The following is a 26,129-nucleotide window of genomic DNA, read 5'->3' as shown; positions in this document are numbered from 1 at the left end:
TTAATAACTTAAATTTATTTACAATGGTCTTATTAACAAATTTTTTATCCGTTGCTAAATTAGCAACTAATGACTATGTGGGCTTTACATTCTTCGTAGGAAGTATGGCTATGATGGCTGCATCAGTATTTTTCTTTTTATCATTAAACACTTTTGATAAAAAATGGAGAACTTCAATTTTAGTTTCAGGTTTGATTACTTTTATTGCGGCTGTACATTATTTTTACATGAGAGATTATTGGGCTTCAAATGCTGAATCTCCAACCTTTTTTAGATATGTAGACTGGTTACTAACAGTACCATTAATGTGTGTTGAGTTCTTCTTAATATTAAAAGTTGCAGGCGCTAAAAAATCTTTAATGTGGCGTTTGATTTTCTTATCAGTTGTAATGTTAGTTACAGGGTATATGGGAGAAGTAATTTTTAGAGAACAAGCTTGGTTCTGGGGATTAATTTCAGGAATTGCATACTTTGTAATCGTTTATGACATCTGGTTAGGTAAAGCTAAAAAATTAGCTGAAGCAGCTGGTGGTGCTGTATTATCTGCACACAAAACTTTATGTTGGTTTGTATTGGTTGGATGGGCAATTTATCCATTAGGATATATGGCTGGAACTCCAGGTTGGTATGATGGCTTAAATGGATTGCTAGATATGGATGTTATATACAATATTGGTGATGCTGTGAATAAAATCGGATTTGGATTGGTTATTTATAACTTAGCTATTCAGAGTTCAGAAAAATAATCAAACATTTAAATATAATATAAGAATCTCAAGGTGTTAAAACCTTGAGATTTTCTTTTAACAATCTGCCAAACGAACTGTCACAGCCAAACCACCTTCTGAAGTTTCTTTGTAATTTTTATTCATGTCTTTCGCAGTTTCCCACATGGTATCAATTACGTTGTCTAAATGAACCAAACATTCTTTAGGATTTGTTTCTAAAGCAATTTCTGCTGCATGAATCGCTTTTATTGCACCCATAGAATTACGCTCTATACAAGGCACTTGCACCAAACCTCCTATTGGATCGCAAGTCATTCCTAAATGGTGTTCCATTGCTATTTCTGCTGCAGATAAACATTGTGCAGGGGTTCCTGCCAACAACTCTGTTAACGCAGCTGCAGCCATTGCAGATGAAACTCCTATTTCTGCTTGACAACCACCCATTGCTGCAGAAATTGTGGCATTTTTCTTAAAAATACTCCCAATTTCTCCTGCCACTAATAAGAATTTTTTAATGTGGTTAAAATCGGCTTTATGATTTTCTATGACCAAATAATACATTAAAACAGCAGGAATTACACCTGCACTTCCATTAGTTGGTGCTGTTACTACTCTCCCTAAAGCTGCGTTTACTTCGTTTACAGAAAGCGCGAAACAACTTACCCATTTTAAAATTTCTCTAAATTTTACTTCTGTACTTCTTATGGCTGTAATCCATTCTTTAGGATTTGTGTAACTTGTATCTTTAATCAGTTTTGTATGCGTATCAAAAGCGCGTCGTTTTACGTTTAAACCTCCAGGAAGTTTTCCTTCTGTATGACAGCCAATGTACATACATTCTAACATGGTTTCCCAAATTCTATTTAATTCAAAATCAATTTCATCTTCTGATTTTAATTCTAATTCGTTTTTAAGAACAATATCAGAAATTTGTAAATTCTCTTTTTCGCAATACTCTTCTAATTGCAGAGCTCTATTAATTGGATATGGAAAATTCTTTTTATTGATTTCTATTTCTTCTTCTAAATTGTCATTTTCTTGCACTATAAAACCACCTCCAATAGAAAAATAGGTTTGTGTAGATATTTCTTCACCCTTAGAAAAGCCACGAAAAGTCATTCCATTAGCATGAAATGGTAAAAATTCCCTGTTAAATTTTATTGAATTTTTAGGGAACTTTACTGTTTTACCTCCTTTAAAATAAATTTCTTCTTGTGTATTTATTCTATCAACAATAATAGCAATATCTTCTATGGGTATATATTCAGGATCAGCCTCACTTAAACCCAAAAGAATTGCAATATCTGTTGCATGACCTTTGCCTGTTAAAGATAAAGAACCATATAAATCTACTTTAATAGCATCTATAGCATCAAATTTTTTATTCTCTTTTATTTTCTGAATCCAAGTTTGTGCAGCTCTCCAAGGACCCAAAGTATGCGAACTTGATGGACCAACACCAATCTTTAACATATCAAAAACACTAATAAATTGCGACATTCTTAATTATGATTAAAATAATTGATGTAAATGTAAAAAATCCAACTCAATGAGTTGGATTTTTTTATATTATTAATAAATAGAAAGTTTAGAAACCGTAAACTGACTCTTTATCAAACTTTTTCATTAGCATGTAATAGACCACAGCTCTGTATTTCTTTCTTTCAGATTTGCCAATTCTTTCCATAACTTCCTCAATTCCTTCATCAAGCTCTTTGCTGTCAGTTAAACCCAATTTTTTTATTAAAAAATTATTTTTAACAGTTGCTAATTCTTTTGCATCAGAACCAGAAACAGTTTCAGCATCGGCTTTGTAAATAGAAGGACCTAAACCTTTGGTTACAGCAGCTAATAATTCTGTGTTAGAACGAAGATCTCTATCGTCCATAAATTTTTTGTACAAAGCAACTTTTTCGTCAAATTTACTCATGATTTTGTATTTAGTTTATTGTAAAATATTTTTTGTCTATTAAAAGAACATTTCAAATATATAAAAATTAAAGCATAAAGGAAAATGGAAATCGTTGAATGGCAAGATTTAAAGGTTGTGTCATATTGTCATAACTATGAGTGTAATTATTTTAAAAAACTGACAATTCTTTATCAAAAGGCTAATGGCATACACTTTGACTATTGGTAAGTGTAAAATTGAAAAACGAATTTAAATTATAAAATTAATATTATGAGTAAAATAATTGGAATCGATTTAGGAACAACAAACTCATGTGTTTCTGTAATGGAAGGAAATGAGCCAGTTGTAATCCCAAATGCTGAAGGAAAAAGAACAACACCATCTATAGTTGCCTTTGTAGAAGGTGGAGAACGTAAAATTGGTGATCCTGCTAAAAGACAAGCAGTAACAAACCCAACAAAAACAGTTTCTTCTATTAAACGTTTTATGGGAAATAAATTCTCTGAATCTTCTAACGAAATTAAAAGAGTACCTTATAAAGTGCTAAAAGGAGATAATGATACACCAAGAGTAGATATTGATGGTCGTTTATACACACCTCAAGAAATTTCTGCAATGGTACTGCAGAAAATGAAAAAAACTGCTGAAGATTACTTAGGGGCTGAAGTAACTGAAGCTGTAATTACAGTTCCTGCATATTTTAATGATGCACAAAGACAAGCTACCAAAGAAGCTGGTGAAATTGCTGGTTTAAAAGTAAGAAGAATTATTAACGAACCAACTGCAGCTGCTTTAGCTTACGGTTTAGATAAATCTCATGATGACAAAAAAATTGTTGTTTTTGATTTTGGTGGTGGTACGCATGACGTTTCTATCCTAGAATTAGGAGATGGTGTTTTTGAAGTTTTAGCAACAGATGGAGACACACATTTAGGTGGTGATGATGTTGACGCAAAAATTATAGATTGGTTAGCTGCAGAGTTTAAAGCAGATGAAAACATGGATTTAACAACAGATCCTATGGCTTTACAACGTTTAAAAGAAGCTGCTGAAAAAGCGAAAATTGAATTATCTTCTTCTGCGTCTACAGAAATTAACTTGCCATATATTACTGCAACTGCAAGCGGACCAAAACATTTAGTTAGAACTTTATCTAGAGCTAAATTCGAACAATTAATAGATGATTTAGTAAAAAGAACTATAGAGCCTTGTGCAACTGCATTAAAAAATGCTGGTTTATCAAAATCTGATATTGATGAGATTGTTTTAGTTGGTGGTTCTACAAGAATACCTGCTGTACAAGAAGCTGTTGAAAAATTCTTTGGAAAAGCGCCAAGTAAAGGTGTAAATCCTGATGAAGTTGTAGCTTTAGGAGCTGCAATTCAAGGTGGAGTTTTATCTGGAGATGTTAAAGATGTATTGTTATTAGACGTTACTCCTTTATCTTTAGGTATCGAAACAATGGGGAATGTTTTCACAAAATTAATTGATGCAAACACAACCATTCCAACGAAAAAATCGCAAGTATTTTCTACAGCTGTAGACAATCAACCTTCTGTAGAAATTCATGTTTTACAAGGAGAAAGAGCAATGGCTGCAGATAATAATACCATAGGCCGTTTCCATTTAGATGGTTTACCACCAGCACAAAGAGGAGTTCCTCAAATTGAAGTAACTTTTGATATTGATGCAAATGGGATCATTAAAGTATCTGCTTTAGACAAAGGAACAAACAAATCTCATGAAATTAGAATTGAAGCTTCATCTGGTTTATCTGAAGAGGATATCAAAAAAATGAGAGAAGAAGCAGAAGCAAATGCAGATTCTGATAAACTTGCAAGAGAAACTGCTGAGAAAATTAATGGAGCAGATTCTATGATTTTTCAAACAGAAAAGCAATTAAAAGAGTTTGGTGATAAATTATCTGCGGATAAAAAAGAACCAATTGAAGCTGCTTTGGTTGAGTTAAAAGCTGCACATGAATCTAGAGATTTGGCACAAATTGATGCTTCAATGGAAAAGATTAATGAAGCTTGGAAAGTTGCCTCTGAAGAAATGTATGCTGCTGAAGGAGCTGCAGGAGCAAATCCTGGTGCAAACCAAGGAGAACCAACTGCCACTGACACTCAAAAAGACAATGTTGAAGATGTAGATTTTGAGGAAGTGAAGTAAGCAGAGAACCAAAATTTCATTAGAAATTTTGTGTGAATCGCTTATCCCAAACTTGATTTGGGATCTCTTCTACAAAAGATGTATTTGAATTTATCTCTTTGAAAAATGGGATTTCAAAATAAACATTTTCAAAAGTTGATTTAAAAATAAATATTTAAAACGCAATCATTAATTTGATTGCGTTTTTTTGTGCCTTTTAACTACTTTTACGAAAATTTCTTTTTTGAAAACCTACAACCAAACCAATTTTTTCAAACATACTTTTTGCGAATTTCAGCAAGTTGATAATTTTGTATTTCCCGAAAATACAAATTATAAAAGCAAATCAGAAAGTAGCTATTTTTACTCTCATGAAGGTGTTTACAGAAAATCGAATCATTGGGGAAGAGTTGCCAATTGCAGATGGAAAATTATTGCTGATGACAATTATAAAAATCAAAAAACTGTAATTGGTTTTGCAAAATGGACAGACTTCTACCCTATTCATTCATTAGAAAAAATATTTTTTATTGAAGTTGATTTTAGTAAAAAAATTGCAGAAATTCAAGCTAAAAAAGAAAAATCCGAAAATCATTTATTTACTTTTTCTGAAGCTCAAAAAAGAATCAAACAAATAAATTATTTATTTACAAATGATAAGTGGGCAAATTATTATGCGCTAGAAATAGAGGATTTGTACTTTAAAATTATTTCAGAATTTATCAATTCAGATAAAACACTCCCTGAAATAAAACGAAGTTTCAAATAAGAAATCATCGCTTTTGAGTAAATTTGCTTTTCTAAAATTCGAAAAATCTAACAATCCAAAAGTCTAATATGAACATTCCACAAACAAGTTTTCAAAGAGTTGTAATTATTGGAGGCGGTTTTGCTGGTTTAGCAGCTGCAAAAGGTTTGGAAAAACAAGAATTGCAAGTTGTTTTAATAGACAAACACAATTATCATACATTTCAACCTTTATTGTACCAAGTTGCAACAGGTGGTTTAGAACCGGATTCTATCGCTTTTCCACTTAGAAAACGTTTTAACGATGTAGAAAATTTCTACTTTAGATTGGCTGAAGTTCTTAAAATTAATCCTGATAAAAACACCATAGAAACTTCTATTGGAAATTTAGATTATGATGAGTTAATTATTGCAACTGGCTCTAAAACCAACTTTTTTGGAAATACTAATATCCAAAAATATGGGATGGAAATGAAGTCTGTTCCACAGGCTTTAAATATTAGGAGTTTAATTTTAGAGAATTTTGAGGAAGCACTTTTAACGTCGAATATTGAAGAAAGAAATGCTTTAATGAATTTTGTAATTGTTGGAGGTGGACCTACAGGCGTTGAATTGGCTGGAGCTTTGGCAGAAATGAAAAAAGGCATTTTACCAAAAGATTATCCAGATTTAGATATCAGGCAAATGCAAATAAATTTAATTCAAAGTTCTGGAGAAATCTTAAAAGGTATGAGTGCAGAAGCTTCTGAAAAAGCAGAAGATTTTTTAATTGGATTAGGTGTAAATGTTTGGAAAAATCTACGTGTTTTAAATTATGATGGTAAAATGGTAACCACAAATGGAATAGACCATTTTAGAGCAGAAACCGTAATTTGGGCTGCTGGTGTGCAAGGTGAAACTGTTGCTGGTTTGCAAGCAGACTGTATTGTAGAACGTGCTGAAAGAATTAAAGTGAACGAATACAACCAAGTTGTAAACTACCAAAACATTTATGCAATTGGTGATGTTGCTTGCATGACCTCAGAAAAAAATCCACAAGGTCATCCAATGATGGCTCAGCCTGCAATTCAACAAGGCAAATTAGTTGCGAAAAATATTTTAGCCAAATTATTCAATAAAAAAACAACTCCTTTTGTTTATAAAGATAAAGGTTCTATGGCTACCATTGGCAGAAATAAAGCTGTTGTAGATTTACCAAATTGGAAATTTCAAGGAGTTTTTGCTTGGTTTGTTTGGATGTTTGTTCATCTATTATCTCTTATTGGTTTTAGAAATAAAGCCATCGTATTTCTAAATTGGGTATATAATTATATTCGTTTTGATAGGGAAACAAGATTAATTATTCGCCCTTATAAAAATAAAAATAGTTTTAGTTTTAACACCAAAGAATAGAATTACAACTCATCATTTAAAAATTACAGTTGAGTACTTCTTATTATTTTAAAGACTAAAATCGCTTCACTTTTGTGTTATCAAAAACCAAACTGATGAAACGTATTTTATTTTTAGTATTTAGTATTATTCAATTTTCCACAATTGCCCAAATCACCATTTCTGGGAAAGTAACCGACTCTAAAAGCAACCCAATTTTAGGCGCAAACGTTTATTTAGATGGCACTTACGATGGAACATCATCAAACGAAATTGGAGAATTTTCTTTTAAAACATCAGAAACTGGAGTACATACTTTAGTGGTTTCTTTCTTATCATTTGAAACTTACATAAAAACTGCGGATGTTTCATCACTAAAAAATTTACAAATAAAATTAAGAGAAGATGTAAATGCTTTGGGTGCTGTTGTAATTAATGCTGGAACTTTCGAAGCTGGTGAAAAAGCGAAAGTAACCGTTTTAAAACCTTTAGATATTGTAACCACTGCAAGCGCAGTTGGTGATGTTTTAGGAGCTTTGCAAACACTCCCTGGAACCTCAGCAAATCCAGAAAATGGGCGCCTTTTTGTAAGAGGTGGAGATGCAGAAGAAACCCAAATTTTTATTGATGGCCTTCGTGTATTTACGCCTTATAGCCCAGCACCCAATAATGCTCCAACTCGTGGAAGATATTCGCCTTTTTTATTCAAAGGCATCTCTTTTTCTACAGGTGGTTATTCCGCAGAATATGGGCAAGCCTTATCTGGTGTTTTAGATTTAACTACTATTGATAAACCAGATCAAGAAAAAACAGAATTTCAGTTTATGACAGTGGGTGCTGGTTTTGGAAATACACAAATTTGGGAAAATAGTTCCTTAAGTGTAAATACATCTTATATTAATTTACAACCTTACACAGAATTATTTCCAGATAGAAATACATGGTTAAGTCCTTTTCAGTCTGCAAGTGGAGAAGCTGTTTACAGATATAGCTTTAAAGACAATTCTATGCTAAAAGTCTATGGTGCATTTAGTTATACAGATTTAGATGTAATTCAAGATAATATAAATTTTGAAGACGGTTTTCGTTTTGGATTAAGAAATAAAAACCTATACATAAACAGTTCTTATAAAAATAAACTAGGCAATAATTGGAGAATTGAAACAGGAATTAGCTTTACAAATGATAATTCTACTGTAAAAATAATTGATGATGTAATTAATAATACAGAAAACTCTGCACATTTTAAAGTAAAATTAAAAAAGCAAATTACAAACAGATTTAGAGTTTCTTTTGGTTCAGAATACTTTATTTCGAGTTTTGATGAAAAATATACACCCATAAATAGCCAAGAATTTAATTATGGCTTTGACAACAACATTTTTGCTTCTTTTTTAGAAACAGACATTTTTTTCTCTAAAAACTTAGCCGCAAAATTGGGTGTTAGAGCAGAACATTCTAATTTGTTAAATGAATTTACATTCTCTCCAAGAGCATCCTTATCTTATAAAACAGGAGAAAGTTCTCAAATTTCATTGGCTTATGGTCAGTTTTACCAAAATCCAAGCAATAATTATTTAAAATTTGGTAATGATTTTAAAGCAGAAAATACTTCTCATTTAATTGCAAACTATCAACACACTAAACAAGATCAGATTTTTAGAATTGAAGCATATTATAAAGATTATAACGATTTGGTAAAATTCGATACAGAAATACCAACTTTCGATTCTAACTTTTCTAATGATGGAAGCGCTTATGCAAAAGGGATTGATGTTTTTTGGAGACAAAATGGAAAAATTAAAAATACCGATTATTGGATTTCTTATTCTTTCTTAGACACAGAAAGAGATTTTAGAAATTACCCAACCACAGCAACTCCGAATTTTGCATCTGCACATAACTTTTCTTTTGTTGCAAAACATTGGGTAGAAAAATGGAAAAGTCAGTTGGGTATTGCGTATAATTTTGCCTCTGGCAGAACCTATACAAACCCAAATGAACCTGGTTTTTTAAACAACAAAACCAACCCTTACAATTCAGTAAGTATCAATTGGGCGTATTTAATAGATCAACAAAAAATTCTATATTTCTCTGTAAACAATGCTTTAGGTACCCGAAATGTATTTGGCTATAATTATAAAAACACGCCAGATACAAATGGAAATTTCGATAGACAAGCTGTTTTACCAAATGCAGATAGTTTCTTTTTTGTCGGCTTTTTCTGGACTATCAGTACTGATAAAAAATCAAATCAATTAGACAATTTGTAATTTTTTTTAGAAGCTATTTCCTGCTTTCAGCACTCGCTTTTTTTAGTTTGTTCTCGATACAAATTTGTTCATTCTTCACAAATTCACTCGAACCTACACTAAAAAAGAGCTCAAACAAATGCTTCAATCAGGGCTAAGAAAATTTGCCAATGAATAAGCTTCTAATAAACCAATGCAACTTTATAAACTTTAAACTTAAAAAAACACAACTCATCAACTAAAATTTACAATTCGGTATTATTATTGCTTTATTGTCGTAAAAACATCAGATATTTGAATCATCAAAAAATAACAAACATGAAAAAATCATTTTTAATCATCCTTTTTATTTTCAATGCCATCTTCACATCAAAATCACAAGAAGAAGAAACTTTCGATCTTACTGTATAAATCACTGGAATGAACACAGATACTGGAAAAGTTTTCTTGGCCTTATATAACAGCCCAGAAACCTTTTTAAAAACAAGTGAGGATACCAAAGGTACAAACGCAGTTGTAAAAGGCAAAAAAGCAGTTGCCTATTTTAAAGGATTAAAAAAAGGTGAATATGCAATTTCACTTTTTCATGATGAAAATGACAACAATAAAATGGATACCAAAATTTTTGGAATACCAAAAGAACCTTATGGTTTTTCAAATGATGCAACCGGTTTTATGGGACCTCCAAAATTTAAGGATGCTATGTTTATTTTAAATACGAATAAAACAATTACTATATCTGTAGATTAATCACTACAAAAACCAACTAAAAATCTTAATATCAATCTATTATGAAAAATTTATTTTTATTCATTGGGCTATTTATTGCTCTAAATGTAACAGGACAAACTAAATATCAATCTGGAATGCAACAAGCATTTGGGCTTTGGGAACAAGGAAAAACAACAGAAGCATCTCAACTTTTTGAAAGAATTTCGAAGGCAGAACCAACAAATTGGCTGCCCCCTTATTACGCAGCGACCATAGAAATTTTAGGCTGTTTTGGATTGAAAGATGAAGCTGTTTTAAATTCAAAATTAACAAAAGCACAAGAATTTTTAGATGCTGCAAGTTCTAATTCTGAGAATAATCCAGAAATAATAATTACGCAAGCTTTATTAAATACAGCTTACATTGCTTTTGATGGTCAAAAATATGGCATGACTATGTCTGGAAAAAACAGTCAATTATATGCAAAAGCTTTAGAAATTGCTCCAAAAAACCCCAGAGTTGTTCTTGGAAATGCAGAATGGAATATGGGTGCAGCAAGTTTTTTTGGAAAGTCTACAAAACCTTATTGTGATGAAATTAAAAGAGCTATTGAATTAAGTAAAGAAGAAAAAATTGAAGAAGAATTTTATCCACTATTTCAATTATCTAGGGCTGAAGAAGTTTTAAAACAATGCCAAGAATAAAATTGAATTCCTGTCATTTCGATCGAAGAATGAGGAGAAATCTCAAATTTAATAAAAAGAGATTTCTCCTTTCGTCGAAATGAAATTTATACTCCTAAAATTTTATTAATTAACTCTTGTTTGGCAACCTCATCATCTCCAAACAACCATTGTAAAACATTATCTTCCCAAATTTGTCCTTTTTCTTCATCAGAAATAATACCTTTTTCAACAGCCAAATCTAAAATTTTTCCTGGATAAGAAGATTGTTTGTTGTTTTCCATTTCACCTAAAGGATAAGGATCGTCTAAACCCATTAATACCTGTTTGGTTCCTTGTCTTTGAAACATTAATTTTAAAGAATCTGTATCGTGAACTAATGTATCAAAAAAGATATTTTTATGACCAACTGCTTTTCTTGGATGGTATTTTCCTTCGAACAAATCTGGTCTTCCATCAAAACCCTGAATTCTTCTTCCTAGATTCATTTGAGCTAACTGACCTCCATGTGCGAAACAAGTTCTAATATTTGGAAAACGTTCTTGCATACCATTTAAGGTATAAAAATGATAAGCATCTCCACATTGAGCCAACATCCAAATTAAATGAAAACGCCAATTGGTATTTTCTAATTTTATCATTTTATCACCATCATAAGGATGAATTTCGATGGCTAATTTATATTTATCTGCGAGTTCAAAAATTCGATCATTTTCTTCATCAAAAACACATCTCCATTGACCAATAGAATCCATAAAATGCGTTGGTAAACACAAAACTTTTAATCCTAATTCTTCTACACAACGTTCTATTTCGTACAAAGCACCATAAATAAAACCTGGATGCACCACAAAACCACAAGTAAATTTATCTGGATGATTTTTTTGCACTTTTGCGTTAAAATCGTTTTGAAAACGCAAGGCTTTTTTCATTTCTTCCAAACGCAAACCATTTCCATACAATTGCGATAGATTTAAAACCACTGCATGATCTATTTTGTTGCGTTCCATCCATCGTAATTTTTCGTCTAAGAAAAAACTAGAATCTGTAACTGGTCTGCTCCAATCTTTTTGCAACATATGTTTACGCTCATCATCTACCCAAAAAATTTCTTTTTCCTTCATAAATTGAGGAATTTCTTCTGGATAAGGTAATAAATGTGAGTGTCCGTTAATTCTTAGTTTTCTGTGGCTCATTGTTTTGTTGTTCGGTTTTATATAGGAAAATTGCTTTAAAATTAGACGTTTTATTTTAAAATTTCGTGTTTTTAAGAAAACAAGCAGTCTGTTTATTTAATAAAGTATTTTCCTCTTAAAGAGATTGCTTCGTTCCTCCCAAACACGAGTTTTTATTTTTTACTGCTGACTGCAACTGATTAAATGCCTACTTTTTTCGGAGCTTCCATAATATCACCACAATTATCACAGGTGCATTTTTCTAGGTCTGAATAATAATTATCGAAAATTATAGGCATGTCAGTTTCTATATTATCTAAAGCAAATTCTTCTCTATATAACTGATTTCCACAATTTTCACAATACCATTCTAAAGCATCCAACATTCCTTTAGATCGCGGATATTCAATCACCAAACCAACAGTATTTGCTTTTCTTTGAGGAGAATGTGGCACTTTTCCAGGTAATAAATAAATATCGCCTTCATTAATTTCTACATCTATTTGAGTGCCTTTTTCATCGATGATTTTTAAAATCATATCGCCTTCTAATTGATAGAAAAACTCTGGAGTTTCATTATAATGATAATCTTTTCTATTGTTTGGGCCACCAACAACCATTACAATATATTCGCCGTTTTTCCAAACTTGTTTATTACCAACTGGCGGTTTTAATAAATGACGATTTTCGTCAATCCACTTTTTAAAATTTATAGGTTGTACTAGTTTGCTCATGTTTTCAGCCCATCCTAGCCTTCCCAGAGGGAAGGAACTCCAAACTGGGTAAAATTTGGAATATTTTATTATTAAAATGTTTAATTCTACTATACTAATATAATCATTATTCTCAATCTAATTCCCTTCCCTTTGGGAAGGGTTAGGGATGGGCTCTACAAACTTTTTGTTCTTCCACCATCTACAGGTAAATTAATTCCGTTAATGTAACTCGCTTTTTCACTTGCTAAAAATACAATTGCATTGGCTGTTTCTTCGGGTTTTGCAAAACGTTTTGCAGGTGTATAATTTTTCATGATTTCTGTCATTTGCTCAATACTCCTGTTTTCGATATTCGCCTTTATTTTAATAATTTCTGATAAACGCTCTGTGTCTGTAAAACCTGGCAAAACATTATTTACGGTAATTCCATGGCTTCCAATTTCTTCTGCCAACGTTTTTGCCCAATTACCAACTGCATTTCTAATGGTATTACTTACCCCTAAACCAGGAATTGGTTCTTTTACTGAAGTAGAAATTACATTGATAATTCTACCAAAACATTGCGTTTTCATAAAAGGCACAACAGCTTGGGCTAAAATATGGTTGCACAATAAATGTTGTGCAAAGGCATTTTGAAACTGCTCTAAAGTAGCCTCTAAAATAGCACCACTTCTGGGGCCACCTGTATTATTTATTAAAATATGAAACTCTAATTTTGATTTTTCCAGGGCTTTTTTAAGTTTTTCTGGGTTGGAAAAATCTGCTATTAAATAGCTATGATTTTGTTCTCCATTATTACTCAACTCTGATAAAACTGCTTTTAGTTTTTCTTCATTCCTAGCAATTAAAGTAACATTCACACCTTCTTCTGCCAACAAAAGCGCAGTTGCTTTTCCTATACCTTGTGTGCTTCCGCAAACTAATGCGTTTTTATTTTTTAGTTCTAAATTCATTCCTATTCCTAACCCTTTCCATTTCGACTGCGCTCAATGCAGGCTAAGAAAGGGAATTTTTAACGTGTTAGTAATTCTCTTTTATTTTGATAATAATATTATATTTTTCTTTAAAAACCACAACAGTTTCTTCCCTTTGGGAAGATTAAGATGGGCTTTCATATTGTATGCAAATATTTTTGGGTTCAGTAAAAAATCGTAGTGCTTCAAAACCACCTTCTCTGCCTACTCCAGAATCTTTTTGACCACCAAAAGGAGTTCTTAAATCACGTAACATCCATGTATTTACCCAAATTATTCCTGTTTGTAATTGCTTAGAAAATTGCATAGTTCTGTTTAGATTATTCGTCCATAAAGTAGCTGACAATCCATATTTTGTATCGTTTGCTAAAGTTAAGGCTTCTTTATCAGTTTTAAAAGACATCAATGTAACAACTGGCCCAAAAATTTCTTCTTGATTTAATCTGCAACGATTATTGGTAACCTCAATAATTGTTGGTTGCAAATAATAACCATTTTCGCAATTTTTAATTATAACTTTATTCCCTCCAAAAAGGATTCTACCTCCTTCTTGTTCTGCAATATCAATATAACTTTTTACTTTTTCTAGATGTTCTGCTGAGACTATAGCTCCAATATTAGTGCTGTTATCTGATGGATTTCCTACCTTTAATTCAGATACTTTTTTTATAAAATCCTTTTTGAATTTTTCGTAGATTTTTTCTTCCACTAAAATTCGACTTCCACACAAACAAATTTGCCCTTGGTTTGCAAATGAAGAACGAACAGTAGTTTCTAACATTTTGTCATAATTACAATCTGCAAAAATGATATTTGGGTTTTTTCCACCCAATTCTAAAGATAATTTTTTAAACATGGGTGCAGCAACTTTAGCAATATGAGCTCCTGTTTTTGTGCCTCCTGTAAACGAAATTGCTTTTATGTTTGGATGTGCTACAATTGCTTGACCAGTTGTTGAACCCAAACCATGAACAATATTTAAAACTCCTTCTGGAAGTCCAGCTTCATTGCAAATCTCTCCTAACAAGTAGGCTGTCATTGGTGTAATTTCACTTGGTTTTGCAACCACACAATTGCCAGCTGCAATTGCAGGTGCAATTTTCCAAGTAAATAAATATAAAGGTAAATTCCATGGAGAAATACAACCTACCACTCCAATTGGCTGACGTAAGGTGAAATTCACAGCATTTAAGCCAATACTTTCATGACTTTCTGATGAAAACTGTGTTATTGCATTTGCAAAAAACTGAAAGTTACTTGCTGCTCTAGGAATATCAACTTGTTTTGCCAAACTGATTGGTTTTCCATTGTCTTTGCTTTCTGCTGCTGCTAAAACATCCAGTTTTTCTAAAATTAAATGGGCAATTTTTGATAAAATGTTACTTCTTTCCTCTAAAGTGGTGTTACTCCAACTCGAGAAAGCTTTTGCTGCTGCTAAATATGCATTTTCTACATCTTCTTTGGTTGAGTTTGGAATCTGTCCATACACTTCTCCAATTGAAGGGTTGTAATTATCTAACCAATTATTTTTTATTGGATTTACAAATTCGCCATTGATGTAGTTTTGGATGTTCATTATCTATTTTGTAATTCAGTGGTCAATAAAATTAGTAATTCTTGAATTTCTTTATCTACATTTTTTCGATAATTAATAACATCTTGTGTAAAAGATAGTTTCATTCCTAAAAGATTTCTTGTTTTCTTTTGAGATAAAATCTTTGAATAGTCGTTTGCTTCTTCATTTTCAATAAAAACAGTTGGAATATTAAACTTTATTAATGGTATAAAATTGATTTCGTTTTCTGCAATTGCATCAATTCTAAGCTGATGAACGTTCAATCTATCACCTAGGATGTCTTTTAACATATTCAGACGAAATTCAAAATCATTGAATTTTTTATAGATAATTTTATTTTTTATCAAACTTAATTTATTGGTACTTTTTAAATCGTTATAGGTATTTAAAGTGGGTAAATTGGTTTGTAAATCCCAGACTGTAGTCTCAAAAATTGAGTCTGTTATAATGTATTTATTGTTTTTTGCTTGAGTTGAATTTATTCCAAGAATAAAAATAAGTGAGTTTTTTAAGTCTTCTTCTTGCAAAATTAATAGTTCAGATTGTTGCTTGGCAAGTGATAGATTTTCAAATAAATTTTTTAAAACAGCTGTTTCTTCAATGGTTTCTTTTCTGTTTTCATTCCAATTATTAATTTGTAAAGCAATCAAAATTCCAATAACCACTAAAATAATTTCGCCAATTGCGTATTTAAAATACTTAGAAGTTTTGTTTGCCATAAGTAAATTTTGACGGATTTTTCTGAAGAATTTAATCATACGTAGATATTTTTTTTTCTAGATATAGTAAAATTTTATTCTGTATTTCATAAAGAGCTGCAGATCGTTTTACAAGAAAGCCTGCATTCAGGGCTTTTAAATGGACGTAATTTTCAAAAACAGCACTCGATAAAATTTTCCTTTGGTCTTTATCAAAAGCGCTTTTTTTGGATGCAATTAACTCGTTTTTGTAATTTTTAGCTTGATAATTTTCAGTTATAAAAGAACTTTGTGATGATAGATTATCATAGATTAATTTAATGCTGTACTTATAATAATCGTAATTTAATTTCCAATCGTTTACCAAAGCTTTAAGCTCATCGTCAACTAAATCTAATTTTTCTGAAGATGATATTGCAGTTGAGGCATTAAATTCTGGAATGTATATCATGGAAAACATGAGTGAATCCAGTTTGTTTTCTTCAATTTCTTCCGGATTTGGTTTTATTAAATCAGATAATTCGTCAACACTCGCCTTTACAAATTTATGTTGTTCTATTTTAGTTTGTAATTCGTTTTGGTTTCTTGAAAATTCATCTTGTAATAGTAAAAGTACTTTATGAGTTTCGTTCTTTAATTTTTGGTTTTCATTCCAAGTATTAATTTGAAGCGCAATTAAAATACCAATAACTACAAGCACAATTTCGCCAATGGCGTATTTAAAATATTTAGAAGTTTTATTTTCCAAAAGCAAATTTTGACGGATTTTTCTAAAGAATTTAATCATTTTAATCTTTCTAACTCAGTATTAATTAAGTCTGCACATTCTAAAATATTCTTTTCTAATTGTCTATAGTTATCTAGCATATAAACTCTTATATCTTCATTTAAAACAAGCGCATTTTTGAATTCAATGTCATTTTTTAAAGCTTGAAAATTAATTGGTTTTGCTAATTGTTGTCCAGCAATTGCATCTATATCTTCATTTTTTCTAAACTCTACTCTTTTTAAAACTGTTGGTATTACAACTTGAAATTGTAACGCATGATCATCTTGAATTTCAAAATCAATTACATTTTGGTAATGAAATGAATACAATTTTGAAATCGATTTTCTTAAATTATCGTTTGTAATTATTTCTAATCCTTTAAATTTTAAAGTTTCATAGGCACTATAATTAACCACTGATCTTGTTGTGTAAAGTAAACTACCATAATAAACATCGAGAGTATCTGAGTATACAACATCATTTTTAAGGTTTTCTAGAACAACTTTACATGAGTTAAGTCTTGTTTCATTAAAATTTATATTGAACCTTATATCCAATAAATCAGCTTGTAAATTAGTAACAATTTCATTTAAACATTTAATTTGAACTTCCTCTAATTGTTTATTGTTATTCCAATTATTAACTTGAAGCGCAATTAAAATCCCTATTACCACCAATACAATTTCGCCAATGGCGTATTTAAAATACTTAGATGTTTTGTTTTCCATAAGTAAGTTTTGACGGATTTTTCGGAAGAATTTGATCATAGGCTTAGTTTTGACTTATTTCGTTTTGAATTAATGTATCTAATTTTTTTAGATGGATAATCATACGTTCATGAATATTCTTTAAGGTGATACTATTCATGATTGAAAGCCTTAAACCATTGATGAATTCTTTTTTTTGCAATAAAATTTTATACTCAGGAATTAGGGTTTCAAAAGGAATTTGAGAAGGCTCATTCAAAACAAGTATCCCTTTAGCAGCTGTTTTTTGTAAATCGATTAAGTTAATGGCATGAACGTTAAAAACGGTAATATTGTACAAATATTCCTCATATTCGCGATACATATGGTATTCATGGTTATGAATGGCCACATACATTTTATCTAATTCCATTAAATAATCTTTAATCGAATCATTAGAAATCAAATTTAGATTTCCAGAACTAAGTAGTTCTTTATAGGTATTGTTTGTAGGTATAAATACATTTCGTGTAAATACTTGATTAATTGTTGTTTCTAAAGTAATGACGTCTTTTGCGGTTTCAAGAGGTTTAAAATCAAGTAAATGTGCTGCTGCTTTTGCAGAACTTGCTCTGAGATGAATAAGGCTGTCATTGTTTTGAAACTCTAAAGTTATATCTGATTGTAATTTTTTCAGATATTTTACCTCTTGTTTTCTAAAATTCCGGTCTTCATTCCAATTATTAATCTGCAATGCAATTAAAATCCCAATGACCACCAAAACAATTTCACCTATTGCATACTTAAAATATTTAGTAGATTTATTTTCCATAAGCAAATTTTGACGGATTTTTCGGAAGAATTTGATCATGTTAGTAATTGTTTAATTCACTTTTAATTAAAACTCTTAATTTATCATTTTCTCTGATAACTGGCAAAAGTCGAGAGTGAAATTCATTCCATTTCAAATTAATTTCAAATAGAATTTGTTGAAATTCATCTGTTTTTGAAAGTTCAATTAATTTGTTTTTATCAACTAAATTTAATCCGTTTACAATTTTGAAAGTATAGTCATTAAAAAATTTATTTTTTATTTGAAATAAATTTTTTGTGTTGTAAAGTTTTTTTATTCCTAAATAAGGTCTTAAATCATCAGAAATTATTCGTTCTAATTCCTGTTTATAAGAAGTCTCCATATCTGCAACAAGCTGTGTATAAGCAATTAAAGCTTTTCTAATCTTAGTATTTGAAATTGAAAATGCCTTTTCTTTAAAATCTTTATCTATCAATTGTTTAAAATAAAGACTGCGTCTTATCAACGCAGGTTCGTTAATTGAATCTAAAACCTCATTATTTATTCCTATTTGATATAATTGAAAATGAAGCTTTTCAACACTTTTGAATGTCTCATTATAATAGGTAAATTGAATAGAATCAATTACTAAATCATTATAAATATTTGATAAAAACTCTTTTTCGATTTTATTTGATTTTCAATTTTCATTCCAATTATTAATTTGAAGTGCAATTAAAATACCAATAACAACTAGAATTATTTCTCCTATTGCATACTTAAAATATTTAGAAGTTTTATTTTCCATAAGCAGATTTTGACGGATTTTTCGGAAGAATTTGATCATCTTATTGCTTCTTATAAGCAGTAACTTTAATCTCCACCACCAAATCAGGATGTGGCAATTGATGTACAGCTACTGTGGTTCTTGCAGGACCAGTTTCCTTATTAAAAAACTCTGCATAAGCCTTGTTATAATCTGCAAAATCATTCATGTTTACTAAAAAACTAGAAACATCAACCACATCTTTTAAGCTTGCACCAACAGCTTTTAAATTATTATCAATATTGGTTAACACTTCTTTTGTTTGGATGTAGGCATTCAATTTTTTTGTACCCATTTCGTCAATAATATCTACGCCAGCAATGGTATTGTCTGCTCTTCTAGAACTTGTTCCTGAAACAAAAATAAAATCTCCCACCACTTTTACGTGTGGATAGGCGCCTCTTGGTGTTACTTTTTTATCTGCCATATTAATTTGTTGCTAATGCTAATAATTTTATAGTTGTGTTATAATTTCGAGTGGTTGCTCTTACATTTAATTTTCTTTCAAATAAACTATTAGAAAGTTTCGTGTCTGCAAATGATGATGGACAATAAATATATACCATGTCATCCACTATTTTAAATTGATCTTCTCCTGAATTTGGAATTTGTAAATCCTTTATTTCTGATTTTTTATCCAAAAAAACAAAAGCTACTATTTTAGGGTTGAGAATTGAAAATGGATAAGTTTCAACCGCATTTTTCAATTCAGGAATTGTCCTTGCAATTACCCCAATATCAAAACCAAATACATTAAGAATAGCTTCTTTAATGATTATACAAGTTTCTGATTTACTTTTTCTTGACTCTAAAATGATATTTCCACTTTGGATGTACGTTTGTATGTTTTTAAATTCTAAATCATTTAATAGTTTTCGTAATTCTACCATCGGAATTTTATTTTTTCCAGATACGTTTATGCCTCGTAATAAAATAATATATTTTTTCATTTTACTTGTCAGTTCGAGCGCAGTCAATAACTATTTATTCTTTGGTTTATATCTATAATGACTTGCATTGCTGCATTCAAAAAGAATCTCTAACAAATCAAAAATACCATTTACCAAAGCAGTTTTCTTTGATCTATTCCATTTTTTTATTTTCTTTTCAAAGAAAAATTGCTTGTTCTACATCATTAAAAACTTGATTGAAAATTAACTCTAATGGTCTTCTTTTGTATGTAAAACAAATTTAATTTATCCTTCTTGATGTTCATCAAATCTTCTTTTTAAATCATTTGTAATTCCAGTGTAAACAAAATTATCAGAACATTTTAATATGCATACAAAATACGTTTTTATAATTAACCTCTCAACTGCGCTCTAGGAGACATTTATTGATTTTACAATCCCGCAATTTTATCTTCTTGCAAAATTTCTTCTGTTTGTTTATTAACTTTTTCTAAAATAATTTCCAATTCATCTTTTGTCATATTTAAGTGCGTGTGTACTTCATCATCAGCAATTAAATTCAACAAAGCTTTATCTTGTGCTCGTCCTTTATTCATAGCTTCTTGATAACCAATATGCTCGTTAAAAGTCACCAACGAATATTTTGAAAAATACTGATTTGGAAAATGTTTTTCCAAATCCATTTCAATTTTTCTTTTTTCTTTAAAAAGTGGATTTGCCACATGATCGCGCATCTCAAAAAAGTTGTCAATTGCCAAATCTGCAATGGCATCTGTATCTTTTTTTCTAGTTTTTTGATAGGCCTTAAAAACAGTTTCCCAACTTTCTATTTCTCGACTGCGCTCGAAATGATTTAAAATTTCATCCAACACAAAAACATCTTCAAAAGAAGCATTCATTCCTTGTCCGTAAAAAGGAACAATCGCATGCGCTGCATCCCCCAATAAAAGGTTATTTTGATAACTCCAAGGACTACATTTTACAGTGCCTAAAGGTCCAGTTGGGTTGTTGGTAAATTCTTCTAAAATATTTGGAATTAATACCAAAGCATCAGGAAATTCTTTCTGAAAAAATTCGGTTATTTTTTCTTCGGATGTTAAATTATTAAAATTAAATTCACCTTCATCATAACTTAAAAATAGGGTTACAGTAAAGCTTCCATCCATATTTGGCAATGCAATTAACATAAAATCGCCTCTTGGCCAAATATGTAAATGACCTTTACTAATTTGATGATTTCCGTTTTTATCAGCAGGAATTTCTAATTCTTTATACCCATGATTTAGGTAGTTTTGAGAATAACTAAATAAAAACTTTCGCTCAGAAATATAGCTTTTTCGCAACGCTGAACCAGCACCATCAGCACCAAAAATAACAGTTGCTTTTTCAGAAAAATCCTCATTGGTTTCTGTGTCTTTAAAATATGCTGTGGTATTTTCAATATCCACTTTTTTACACTTTTTATTGAAATGAATGGTGACATTTTCGTGCTTTTCAGCCTCATTTAATAACAATGCATTCAAATCACCTCTTGAGATTGAGTTGATATACTCCCCTTCTCTACCAGAATAATTAGATGAAAAAGTATTTCCTTGTTTATCATGCATTAATCGCCCATACATTGGGATACAAATTTCTCTTGCTTTTTCTTCCATACCACACAAACGCAAGGCTTTTAAACCTCTATCTGACAATGCTAAGTTTATGCTTCTTCCTGCAGAAATATCTACTTTTCTTAAATCTGGTCTACTTTCATAAACCTCAACTTTAAAACCTCTTTGCGCGAGTCTTAAAGCGAGTAAACTTCCACACAAACCAACTCCAATAATTAATACATTATCTTTTTTATTCATCTTATAATAAATCTTTTAAAATTGAAACCATTTGATAAACATCTTCATAAGAATTATACATTGGAACAGGTGCACAACGTATTACATCTGGTTCTCTCCAATCAGTAATTATATTATTTGCTAGTAGTTTTTGATGCAAACTTTTTTTTGCATTTTTTACTTGAATGGATAATTGGCAACCTCTTTCTTTTGGGTTTTTAGGTGTGATAATTTTAATATCATCTGAAGCTATTTCATTGATTAAAAACTCAAAATAACCTGTTAATTTTTCTGATTTTTCTCTTAAATTCTCAAAACCCACTTCATCAAATAAATCTAAAGATGCTTTGATGGCTGCCATTGATAATATTGGGGGATTGCTCAATTGCCAACCTTCTGCTCCTTCCATTACATCAAAAGGTTGTCTCATATTAAAACGTGTTGCTTTGTTATGATTCCACCAACCTGCAAAACGTGGCAAATCTGTATTTTTAGCATGTTTTTCGTGTACAAACAAGCCTGCTAAACTTCCTGGACCTGAATTTAAATATTTGTATGTACACCATGCTGCAAAATCTACATTAGATTCGTGTAAATTTGGTTGAATATTTCCTGCTCCATGAGCTAAATCGATTCCAACAACACAATTTTTTGAATGCCCAATTGCTGCAATTTTTTTGATATCTAAAAACTGACCTGTATAATAATTTACACCTCCAATTAAGAGCAAAGCAATTTCATCACCTTGTTCTGAAACAATTTTTTCTAAATCTTCTATTCTTAATAATTCCTCTCCCACTCTTGGTTTCCATTCAATTACATCATCATTCGAAAATCCGTGGAATTTTAATTGCGATTGTACAGCATATCTATCTGAAGGAAAAGCATCACTTTCTATAACAATTTTATATTTTGTTTTTGTGGGTCTGTAAAAACTTACCATTAACAAATGTAAATTGGTTGTTAAGGTATTCATTACCACCACTTCTACAGGTTTTGCTCCTACAATTTTCGCCATTTTATCCGTTAAATATTCGTGATAATTCAACCATGGATTTTTAGCCTCAAAATGACCTTCTACTCCTAAATTTGCCCAATCTTCTAGTTCTTGATTGATATATTCTTTCGTAGATTTTGGCTGTAAACCCAAAGAATTCCCTGTAAAATACAACCAATCATTTCCGTTTTTGTCTTTTGGAATATGAAACTGATTTCGAAGATGAGAAAGCGAATCTTCCTTATCTAATTGTTTTGCGAATGCTAAGGTGTTTTGGTATTGCATTAGTTCATAAAATGATTTATTCCAAATATAAAACAATCCTCTTGAGAATTCAATTTTTAAACTTAGAAAGCTATCGTTTTTTGTATTTTTACATAAATTTATACAAATGAAATTTTTAAAATATACTTCTTTAACAGTCCTACTTGTTTTTTTTTCTTGTAAAAATGATTCCAAATCAATTTCTGAAATTGAACAAATATGTACAACCATAAAACAGAATTTTGCACCTGATAAACGAGTTGAATTGTTTAATATTCATATTGAATTTACAGACAATCAACTTATTTTAGAAGGAGAAACTACGTCTAAAAAGGGGTATTCAGTTCTATTAGATAGTCTAGAAAATAAAAAATTAAAGTTTACAAACAATATTCGTGTGTTACCAGATTCTACTGTTGGAAATCTACAATTTGCAGTAGCTAGGAATTCTGTAATAAATATAAGATCAGAACCTAAACATTCTGCTGAACTTGGCACGCAAGGTTTGTTAGGAATGCCCTTAAAAGTTTTAGACAAAAAAGGCGATTTTTACAGAATTCAAACTCCAGACTCTTACATTTCTTGGGTTGATAAAGGCGGAATTACCAGAATGAATAAAGGTGAATTTGATGCTTGGAATCAATCGAAAAAAGTAATTTTTACAGAGAGTTTTGGTTTTGTTTATGCTGATAAAAATGAAACATCAACAATTGTCTCAGACATCACTTTAGGAGGAACGTTGCAATACATTTCTCAAGATACCGAATTTTATCAGGTAAAATATCCTGATAACAGAACTGGTTTTATCAAAATAGAAGAAGCTGCAATATATGATATTTGGTTGCAAAATTGTGAAGCGACTCCAGAAAATGTAGAAGAATTTGCCAAATCTATGGAAGGCTTTCCTTATTTGTGGGGAGGAACTTCTAGCAAAGGAATGGATTGCAGTGGGTTTACAAAAATGGTGTATTTAATGAACGGTTTTATAATTCCTAGAGATGCTTCTCAGCAAGTAAATGCTGGAAAAACCGTTGATGAAAACTTAGATTTTTCTGATTTAGAAAAAGGCGATTTACTTTTTTTTGGCACAAAAGCTACCGAAAATAAAAAACAAAAAGTGGTGCATGTTGGCATTTGGTTAGGGAATGATAAAATGGAGTTTATTCACGCTTCTGGCAATGTACATATGAGTTCTATGGATGAAAATCATCCTTTATATGATGAAATGAACAAGAACAGATATTTAGGTAGCAGACGTTATTTAGGTATAAAAGATAAAAACATTATCGATTTGAAAAATGAAAAACTCTAAATTAAGTTTTTACAAATAAAACAATAAATAAAAAGACCCCAAAGATTTTAAAATCTTTGGGGTCTAAAATATTATAAAACTGAGCTCTAATACAACACTCTAAATTTAATTGTACCTTCTACTTTTCTTAACTTCTCTAAAACTTCTGTATTGTATTCTTTGTCTAAATCTGTGATTACATACCCAACTTTTGGATCTGTAGATAAATACTGCCCTGTAATATTCAAATCGTATTTTGCTAAAATTTTATTGATTTTAGCCATAATTCCTGGAACATTTTTATGAATATGTAAAAAACGATGCGCTTTTACTTGTCTTGGCAAACGAATATTTGGGAAATTTACAGCATCAACCGTATTTCCAGAATTGATATATGCCATAATTTTATTAGGTACAAAATCTGCAATATCTCTTTGTGCTTCTTCTGTACTTCCTCCAACATGTGGCGTTAAAATTACGTTTGGCAAACCTTTTAATTCTGTATAAAACTCTCCGTTTTTACTCGGCTCTTCAGGATACACATCCACTGCAGCACCCGCTAATTTTCCGCTTTTTAAAGCAGCAACCAAAGCAGGGATATCCACCACAAAACCTCTTGAAAGATTAACCAAATGTGCACCATCTTTCATTTGAGAAATTTCTGTTTCTCCTATAAAATTTTTGTTGGCTGCATTGTCATCAATATGTAAAGTTACCACATCAGAAATGGCTAATAAATCAGATAATTTACTAACTTTTGTTGCGTTTCCTAAAGCTAATGTGTCTTCAACATCATAATAATAAACGTCCATTCCTAGAGCTTCTGCCAAGATTGATAACTGCTTACCAATATTACCATAACCAACAATTCCTAATTTTTTACCTCGAACTTCTCTAGAACCGTCAGCAGTTTTATTCCACTGTCCATTATGGATTTCTGTGCTTCTCTGAAAAACAGAACGCATTAACATAATAATTTCGCCAATTGCCAATTCTACTACAGAACGAGTATTACTGTAAGGTGCATTAAAAACAACCACTCCATTTTCTTTACAAGCCTCTAAATCTATTTGTTTGGTACCAATACAAAAAGCACTCACAACCATTAACCTATCAGCAGCTTCAATTACTTTTTTAGTAACATTGGTTTTAGAACGAATTCCTAAAACATGTACATCTTTTATTTTTTCTATTAATTCGTCTTCAGACAAACTTTTAGAAACTGTTTCTACAGAAAAACCATCTGTAGATAACTTTTTAAAAGCATCTGGATGCACGTTTTCTAATAATAATATTTTAATTCTATTCTTTGGATAGGATATATTTCTTGTCAATTTATTTACGTATAAAAATTCATCTAAATTCGGTGCAATATGGTCTGCATTTTCTGTGGTTTTACCTCTAGAAACATTTTCTGTGTATGCAAAAAATTTATGCGCAACACCTGCTTCACGAGTTACATAATCGCTGTAACCATCTCCAATTACTTGTATTTCTCCATCAAGATTCATGTCACTTAGACACTTAATTTTTCCATTGTGTTTCGAAAGCGAATTGTTTCTATCAAAACCAATAATTTTTCCATCTTCTGCAAACTCAAATGTATTTGCAAAAACTCTTTCTGATGGTATATTGTATTCTTTTACAATTGGATCTATAAACTCTTTAAAGCCGCATGAAATTACATAAATATCATCTGCATATAACTCAAAAAACTCTTTATTTCTCTCTATAGATGATGAAACTTGCTTTTTTAAATCTTCAACTAAATTAGTTAAATTATTTTTATTTGCATTTAGTAGTTTAATTCTTCGCTCTAAAGATTCTGTAAAAGAAATTTCGCCATCTATTCCTAAATTAGTAATATCTATTATTTCTTGAATTATAGCATTCTTTCTAGGATTGTCTTTTAGCGTAATTTCTGCTAAAACATCTAATGCCTCAACACGTGTTAAAGTGCTATCGAAATCGAAAATATAATTTCTTTTTGTGGTAATCATTATTGATAAATCTTGGTTGATTTTAAGAACGTAAATCTACAAAGTTAATAGGGAAAAACGAAGCAA

At 30.7% G+C, this 26,129-nt stretch carries 26 protein-coding genes; 8 read left to right on the top strand and 18 right to left on the bottom strand.

The annotated features are described in order from the left end of the window. Positions 1-23 precede the first annotated feature (23 nt). Positions 24-746, top strand: coding sequence for a bacteriorhodopsin-like (locus WAO74_RS07180; protein WP_422160771.1), 723 nt, complete (start codon positions 24-26; stop codon positions 744-746). Between the two features lie 57 nt (positions 747-803). On the opposite strand, the gene WAO74_RS07175 is transcribed toward WAO74_RS07180, so the two are convergent. Both WAO74_RS07175 and WAO74_RS07170 read right to left on the bottom strand, forming a co-directional pair. Beyond that, positions 804-2,228 (bottom strand): L-serine ammonia-lyase, encoded by a 1,425-nt coding sequence (locus WAO74_RS07175; RefSeq protein ID WP_422160769.1) that lies wholly within the window; start codon positions 2,226-2,228, stop codon positions 804-806. Positions 2,229-2,316: 88 nt separating this feature from the next. Next, positions 2,317-2,658: a DUF2853 family protein gene (locus WAO74_RS07170; RefSeq protein ID WP_422160767.1), complete on the bottom strand. Its 342-nt coding sequence runs from the start codon at positions 2,656-2,658 to the stop codon at positions 2,317-2,319. Positions 2,659-2,910: 252 nt separating this feature from the next. Here WAO74_RS07170 and dnaK point away from each other — a divergent pair, with 252 nt between their 5' ends. The 6 genes from dnaK (at position 2,911) to WAO74_RS07140 (ending at position 10,576) form a co-directional block, all read left to right on the top strand. Further along, the gene (dnaK, locus tag WAO74_RS07165; RefSeq protein ID WP_422160766.1) at positions 2,911-4,812 is read left to right on the top strand and encodes a molecular chaperone DnaK; all 1,902 of its coding nucleotides are present in this window, start codon (positions 2,911-2,913) and stop codon (positions 4,810-4,812) included. Between the two features lie 223 nt (positions 4,813-5,035). Beyond that, a complete protein-coding gene (locus WAO74_RS07160; RefSeq protein ID WP_422160764.1) occupies positions 5,036-5,560 on the top strand; it encodes a hypothetical protein in 525 nt (174 codons plus the stop codon). A gap of 68 nt (positions 5,561-5,628) precedes the next feature. Further along, positions 5,629-6,930: an NAD(P)/FAD-dependent oxidoreductase gene (locus WAO74_RS07155; RefSeq protein ID WP_422160762.1), complete on the top strand. Its 1,302-nt coding sequence runs from the start codon at positions 5,629-5,631 to the stop codon at positions 6,928-6,930. 95 nt (positions 6,931-7,025) lie between these two features. Then, positions 7,026-9,182 (top strand): TonB-dependent receptor, encoded by a 2,157-nt coding sequence (locus tag WAO74_RS07150; protein WP_422160760.1) that lies wholly within the window; start codon positions 7,026-7,028, stop codon positions 9,180-9,182. Positions 9,183-9,581: 399 nt separating this feature from the next. Beyond that, entirely contained in the window at positions 9,582-9,911 is a 330-nt protein-coding gene (locus WAO74_RS07145; RefSeq protein WP_422160759.1) for a DUF2141 domain-containing protein, read from the top strand. A gap of 41 nt (positions 9,912-9,952) precedes the next feature. Continuing rightward, entirely contained in the window at positions 9,953-10,576 is a 624-nt protein-coding gene (locus WAO74_RS07140; protein ID WP_422160757.1) for a tetratricopeptide repeat protein, read from the top strand. Positions 10,577-10,662: 86 nt separating this feature from the next. Here the strand turns inward: WAO74_RS07140 and WAO74_RS07135 are convergent, their stop codons facing one another. The 15 genes from WAO74_RS07135 to kynU form a co-directional block, all read right to left on the bottom strand. Continuing rightward, complete coding sequence (locus tag WAO74_RS07135; protein ID WP_422160755.1) at positions 10,663-11,751, bottom strand: amidohydrolase family protein; 1,089 nt, start codon at positions 11,749-11,751, stop codon at positions 10,663-10,665. Positions 11,752-11,930: 179 nt separating this feature from the next. After that, complete coding sequence (locus tag WAO74_RS07130) at positions 11,931-12,464, bottom strand: 3-hydroxyanthranilate 3,4-dioxygenase (protein WP_422160754.1); 534 nt, start codon at positions 12,462-12,464, stop codon at positions 11,931-11,933. A gap of 155 nt (positions 12,465-12,619) precedes the next feature. Continuing rightward, positions 12,620-13,399: an SDR family oxidoreductase gene (locus WAO74_RS07125; protein WP_422160752.1), complete on the bottom strand. Its 780-nt coding sequence runs from the start codon at positions 13,397-13,399 to the stop codon at positions 12,620-12,622. 145 nt (positions 13,400-13,544) lie between these two features. Beyond that, positions 13,545-14,996: an aldehyde dehydrogenase gene (locus WAO74_RS07120; RefSeq protein WP_422160751.1), complete on the bottom strand. Its 1,452-nt coding sequence runs from the start codon at positions 14,994-14,996 to the stop codon at positions 13,545-13,547. Continuing rightward, positions 14,996-15,715: a DUF6090 family protein gene (locus tag WAO74_RS07115; protein WP_422160749.1), complete on the bottom strand. Its 720-nt coding sequence runs from the start codon at positions 15,713-15,715 to the stop codon at positions 14,996-14,998. The genes WAO74_RS07120 and WAO74_RS07115 overlap by 1 nt, the downstream gene beginning before the upstream one ends. Before the next feature lie 31 nt (positions 15,716-15,746). Beyond that, positions 15,747-16,442 (bottom strand): DUF6090 family protein, encoded by a 696-nt coding sequence (locus WAO74_RS07110; protein ID WP_422160748.1) that lies wholly within the window; start codon positions 16,440-16,442, stop codon positions 15,747-15,749. Positions 16,443-16,477: 35 nt separating this feature from the next. Then, positions 16,478-17,191, bottom strand: coding sequence for a DUF6090 family protein (locus tag WAO74_RS07105; RefSeq protein WP_422160747.1), 714 nt, complete (start codon positions 17,189-17,191; stop codon positions 16,478-16,480). Positions 17,192-17,234: 43 nt separating this feature from the next. After that, positions 17,235-17,981, bottom strand: a complete 747-nt coding sequence (locus WAO74_RS07100) for a DUF6090 family protein (RefSeq protein ID WP_422160746.1) — start codon at positions 17,979-17,981, stop codon at positions 17,235-17,237. Positions 17,982-18,021: 40 nt separating this feature from the next. Continuing rightward, positions 18,022-18,438, bottom strand: a complete 417-nt coding sequence (locus WAO74_RS07095) for a hypothetical protein (protein ID WP_422160745.1) — start codon at positions 18,436-18,438, stop codon at positions 18,022-18,024. Between the two features lie 204 nt (positions 18,439-18,642). Then, positions 18,643-18,750, bottom strand: a complete 108-nt coding sequence (locus WAO74_RS07090) for a DUF6090 family protein (RefSeq protein WP_422160907.1) — start codon at positions 18,748-18,750, stop codon at positions 18,643-18,645. A gap of 40 nt (positions 18,751-18,790) precedes the next feature. Continuing rightward, the gene (locus WAO74_RS07085) at positions 18,791-19,195 is read right to left on the bottom strand and encodes a RidA family protein (RefSeq protein WP_422160743.1); all 405 of its coding nucleotides are present in this window, start codon (positions 19,193-19,195) and stop codon (positions 18,791-18,793) included. 1 nt (position 19,196) lies between these two features. Continuing rightward, positions 19,197-19,718, bottom strand: coding sequence for a DUF1697 domain-containing protein (locus WAO74_RS07080; protein ID WP_422160741.1), 522 nt, complete (start codon positions 19,716-19,718; stop codon positions 19,197-19,199). A gap of 246 nt (positions 19,719-19,964) precedes the next feature. Beyond that, positions 19,965-20,048, bottom strand: coding sequence for a GIY-YIG nuclease family protein (locus WAO74_RS07075; RefSeq protein ID WP_422160906.1), 84 nt, complete (start codon positions 20,046-20,048; stop codon positions 19,965-19,967). Between the two features lie 62 nt (positions 20,049-20,110). After that, positions 20,111-21,532, bottom strand: a complete 1,422-nt coding sequence (locus tag WAO74_RS07070) for an FAD-dependent oxidoreductase (protein WP_422160740.1) — start codon at positions 21,530-21,532, stop codon at positions 20,111-20,113. A 1-nt stretch (position 21,533) separates the two neighbouring features. Next, the gene (gene kynU, locus WAO74_RS07065; RefSeq protein WP_422160738.1) at positions 21,534-22,793 is read right to left on the bottom strand and encodes a kynureninase; all 1,260 of its coding nucleotides are present in this window, start codon (positions 22,791-22,793) and stop codon (positions 21,534-21,536) included. 106 nt (positions 22,794-22,899) lie between these two features. Between kynU and WAO74_RS07060 the strand changes: the two genes are divergently transcribed. Continuing rightward, on the top strand, positions 22,900-24,084 hold the full coding sequence (locus tag WAO74_RS07060; protein WP_422160736.1) for an NlpC/P60 family protein: 1,185 nt from the start codon (positions 22,900-22,902) through the stop codon (positions 24,082-24,084). Positions 24,085-24,170: 86 nt separating this feature from the next. Here WAO74_RS07060 and serA read toward each other — a convergent pair whose 3' ends face one another. Next, positions 24,171-26,063, bottom strand: a complete 1,893-nt coding sequence (serA, locus tag WAO74_RS07055; RefSeq protein ID WP_422160734.1) for a phosphoglycerate dehydrogenase — start codon at positions 26,061-26,063, stop codon at positions 24,171-24,173. Between the last annotated feature and the right edge of the window lie 66 nt (positions 26,064-26,129).

This window comes from Polaribacter sp. (genome assembly GCF_049276715.1).
GTDB lineage: Bacteria > Bacteroidota > Bacteroidia > Flavobacteriales > Flavobacteriaceae > Polaribacter.
This window is presented reverse-complemented; position numbering and strand designations above follow the sequence as displayed.

Bases quoted from the DNA above. Each gene is read 5' to 3' on its own strand.
- WAO74_RS07180 (WP_422160771.1), top strand. From the start codon at position 24: ATGGTCTTATTAACAAATTTTTTATCCGTTGCTAAATTAGCAACTAAT.
- WAO74_RS07175 (WP_422160769.1), bottom strand. From the start codon at position 2,228: ATGTCGCAATTTATTAGTGTTTTTGATATGTTAAAGATTGGTGTTGGT.
- WAO74_RS07170 (WP_422160767.1), bottom strand. From the start codon at position 2,658: ATGAGTAAATTTGACGAAAAAGTTGCTTTGTACAAAAAATTTATGGAC.
- dnaK (WP_422160766.1), top strand. From the start codon at position 2,911: ATGAGTAAAATAATTGGAATCGATTTAGGAACAACAAACTCATGTGTT.
- WAO74_RS07155 (WP_422160762.1), top strand. From the start codon at position 5,629: ATGAACATTCCACAAACAAGTTTTCAAAGAGTTGTAATTATTGGAGGC.
- WAO74_RS07150 (WP_422160760.1), top strand. From the start codon at position 7,026: ATGAAACGTATTTTATTTTTAGTATTTAGTATTATTCAATTTTCCACA.
- WAO74_RS07145 (WP_422160759.1), top strand. From the start codon at position 9,582: ATGAACACAGATACTGGAAAAGTTTTCTTGGCCTTATATAACAGCCCA.
- WAO74_RS07140 (WP_422160757.1), top strand. From the start codon at position 9,953: ATGAAAAATTTATTTTTATTCATTGGGCTATTTATTGCTCTAAATGTA.
- WAO74_RS07135 (WP_422160755.1), bottom strand. From the start codon at position 11,751: ATGAGCCACAGAAAACTAAGAATTAACGGACACTCACATTTATTACCT.
- WAO74_RS07130 (WP_422160754.1), bottom strand. From the start codon at position 12,464: ATGAGCAAACTAGTACAACCTATAAATTTTAAAAAGTGGATTGACGAA.
- WAO74_RS07125 (WP_422160752.1), bottom strand. From the start codon at position 13,399: ATGAATTTAGAACTAAAAAATAAAAACGCATTAGTTTGCGGAAGCACA.
- WAO74_RS07120 (WP_422160751.1), bottom strand. From the start codon at position 14,996: ATGAACATCCAAAACTACATCAATGGCGAATTTGTAAATCCAATAAAA.
- WAO74_RS07115 (WP_422160749.1), bottom strand. From the start codon at position 15,715: ATGGCAAACAAAACTTCTAAGTATTTTAAATACGCAATTGGCGAAATT.
- WAO74_RS07105 (WP_422160747.1), bottom strand. From the start codon at position 17,191: ATGGAAAACAAAACATCTAAGTATTTTAAATACGCCATTGGCGAAATT.
- WAO74_RS07100 (WP_422160746.1), bottom strand. From the start codon at position 17,981: ATGGAAAATAAATCTACTAAATATTTTAAGTATGCAATAGGTGAAATT.
- WAO74_RS07090 (WP_422160907.1), bottom strand. From the start codon at position 18,750: ATGGAAAATAAAACTTCTAAATATTTTAAGTATGCAATAGGAGAAATA.
- WAO74_RS07085 (WP_422160743.1), bottom strand. From the start codon at position 19,195: ATGGCAGATAAAAAAGTAACACCAAGAGGCGCCTATCCACACGTAAAA.
- WAO74_RS07080 (WP_422160741.1), bottom strand. From the start codon at position 19,718: ATGAAAAAATATATTATTTTATTACGAGGCATAAACGTATCTGGAAAA.
- WAO74_RS07070 (WP_422160740.1), bottom strand. From the start codon at position 21,532: ATGAATAAAAAAGATAATGTATTAATTATTGGAGTTGGTTTGTGTGGA.
- kynU (WP_422160738.1), bottom strand. From the start codon at position 22,793: ATGCAATACCAAAACACCTTAGCATTCGCAAAACAATTAGATAAGGAA.
- WAO74_RS07060 (WP_422160736.1), top strand. From the start codon at position 22,900: ATGAAATTTTTAAAATATACTTCTTTAACAGTCCTACTTGTTTTTTTT.
- serA (WP_422160734.1), bottom strand. From the start codon at position 26,063: ATGATTACCACAAAAAGAAATTATATTTTCGATTTCGATAGCACTTTA.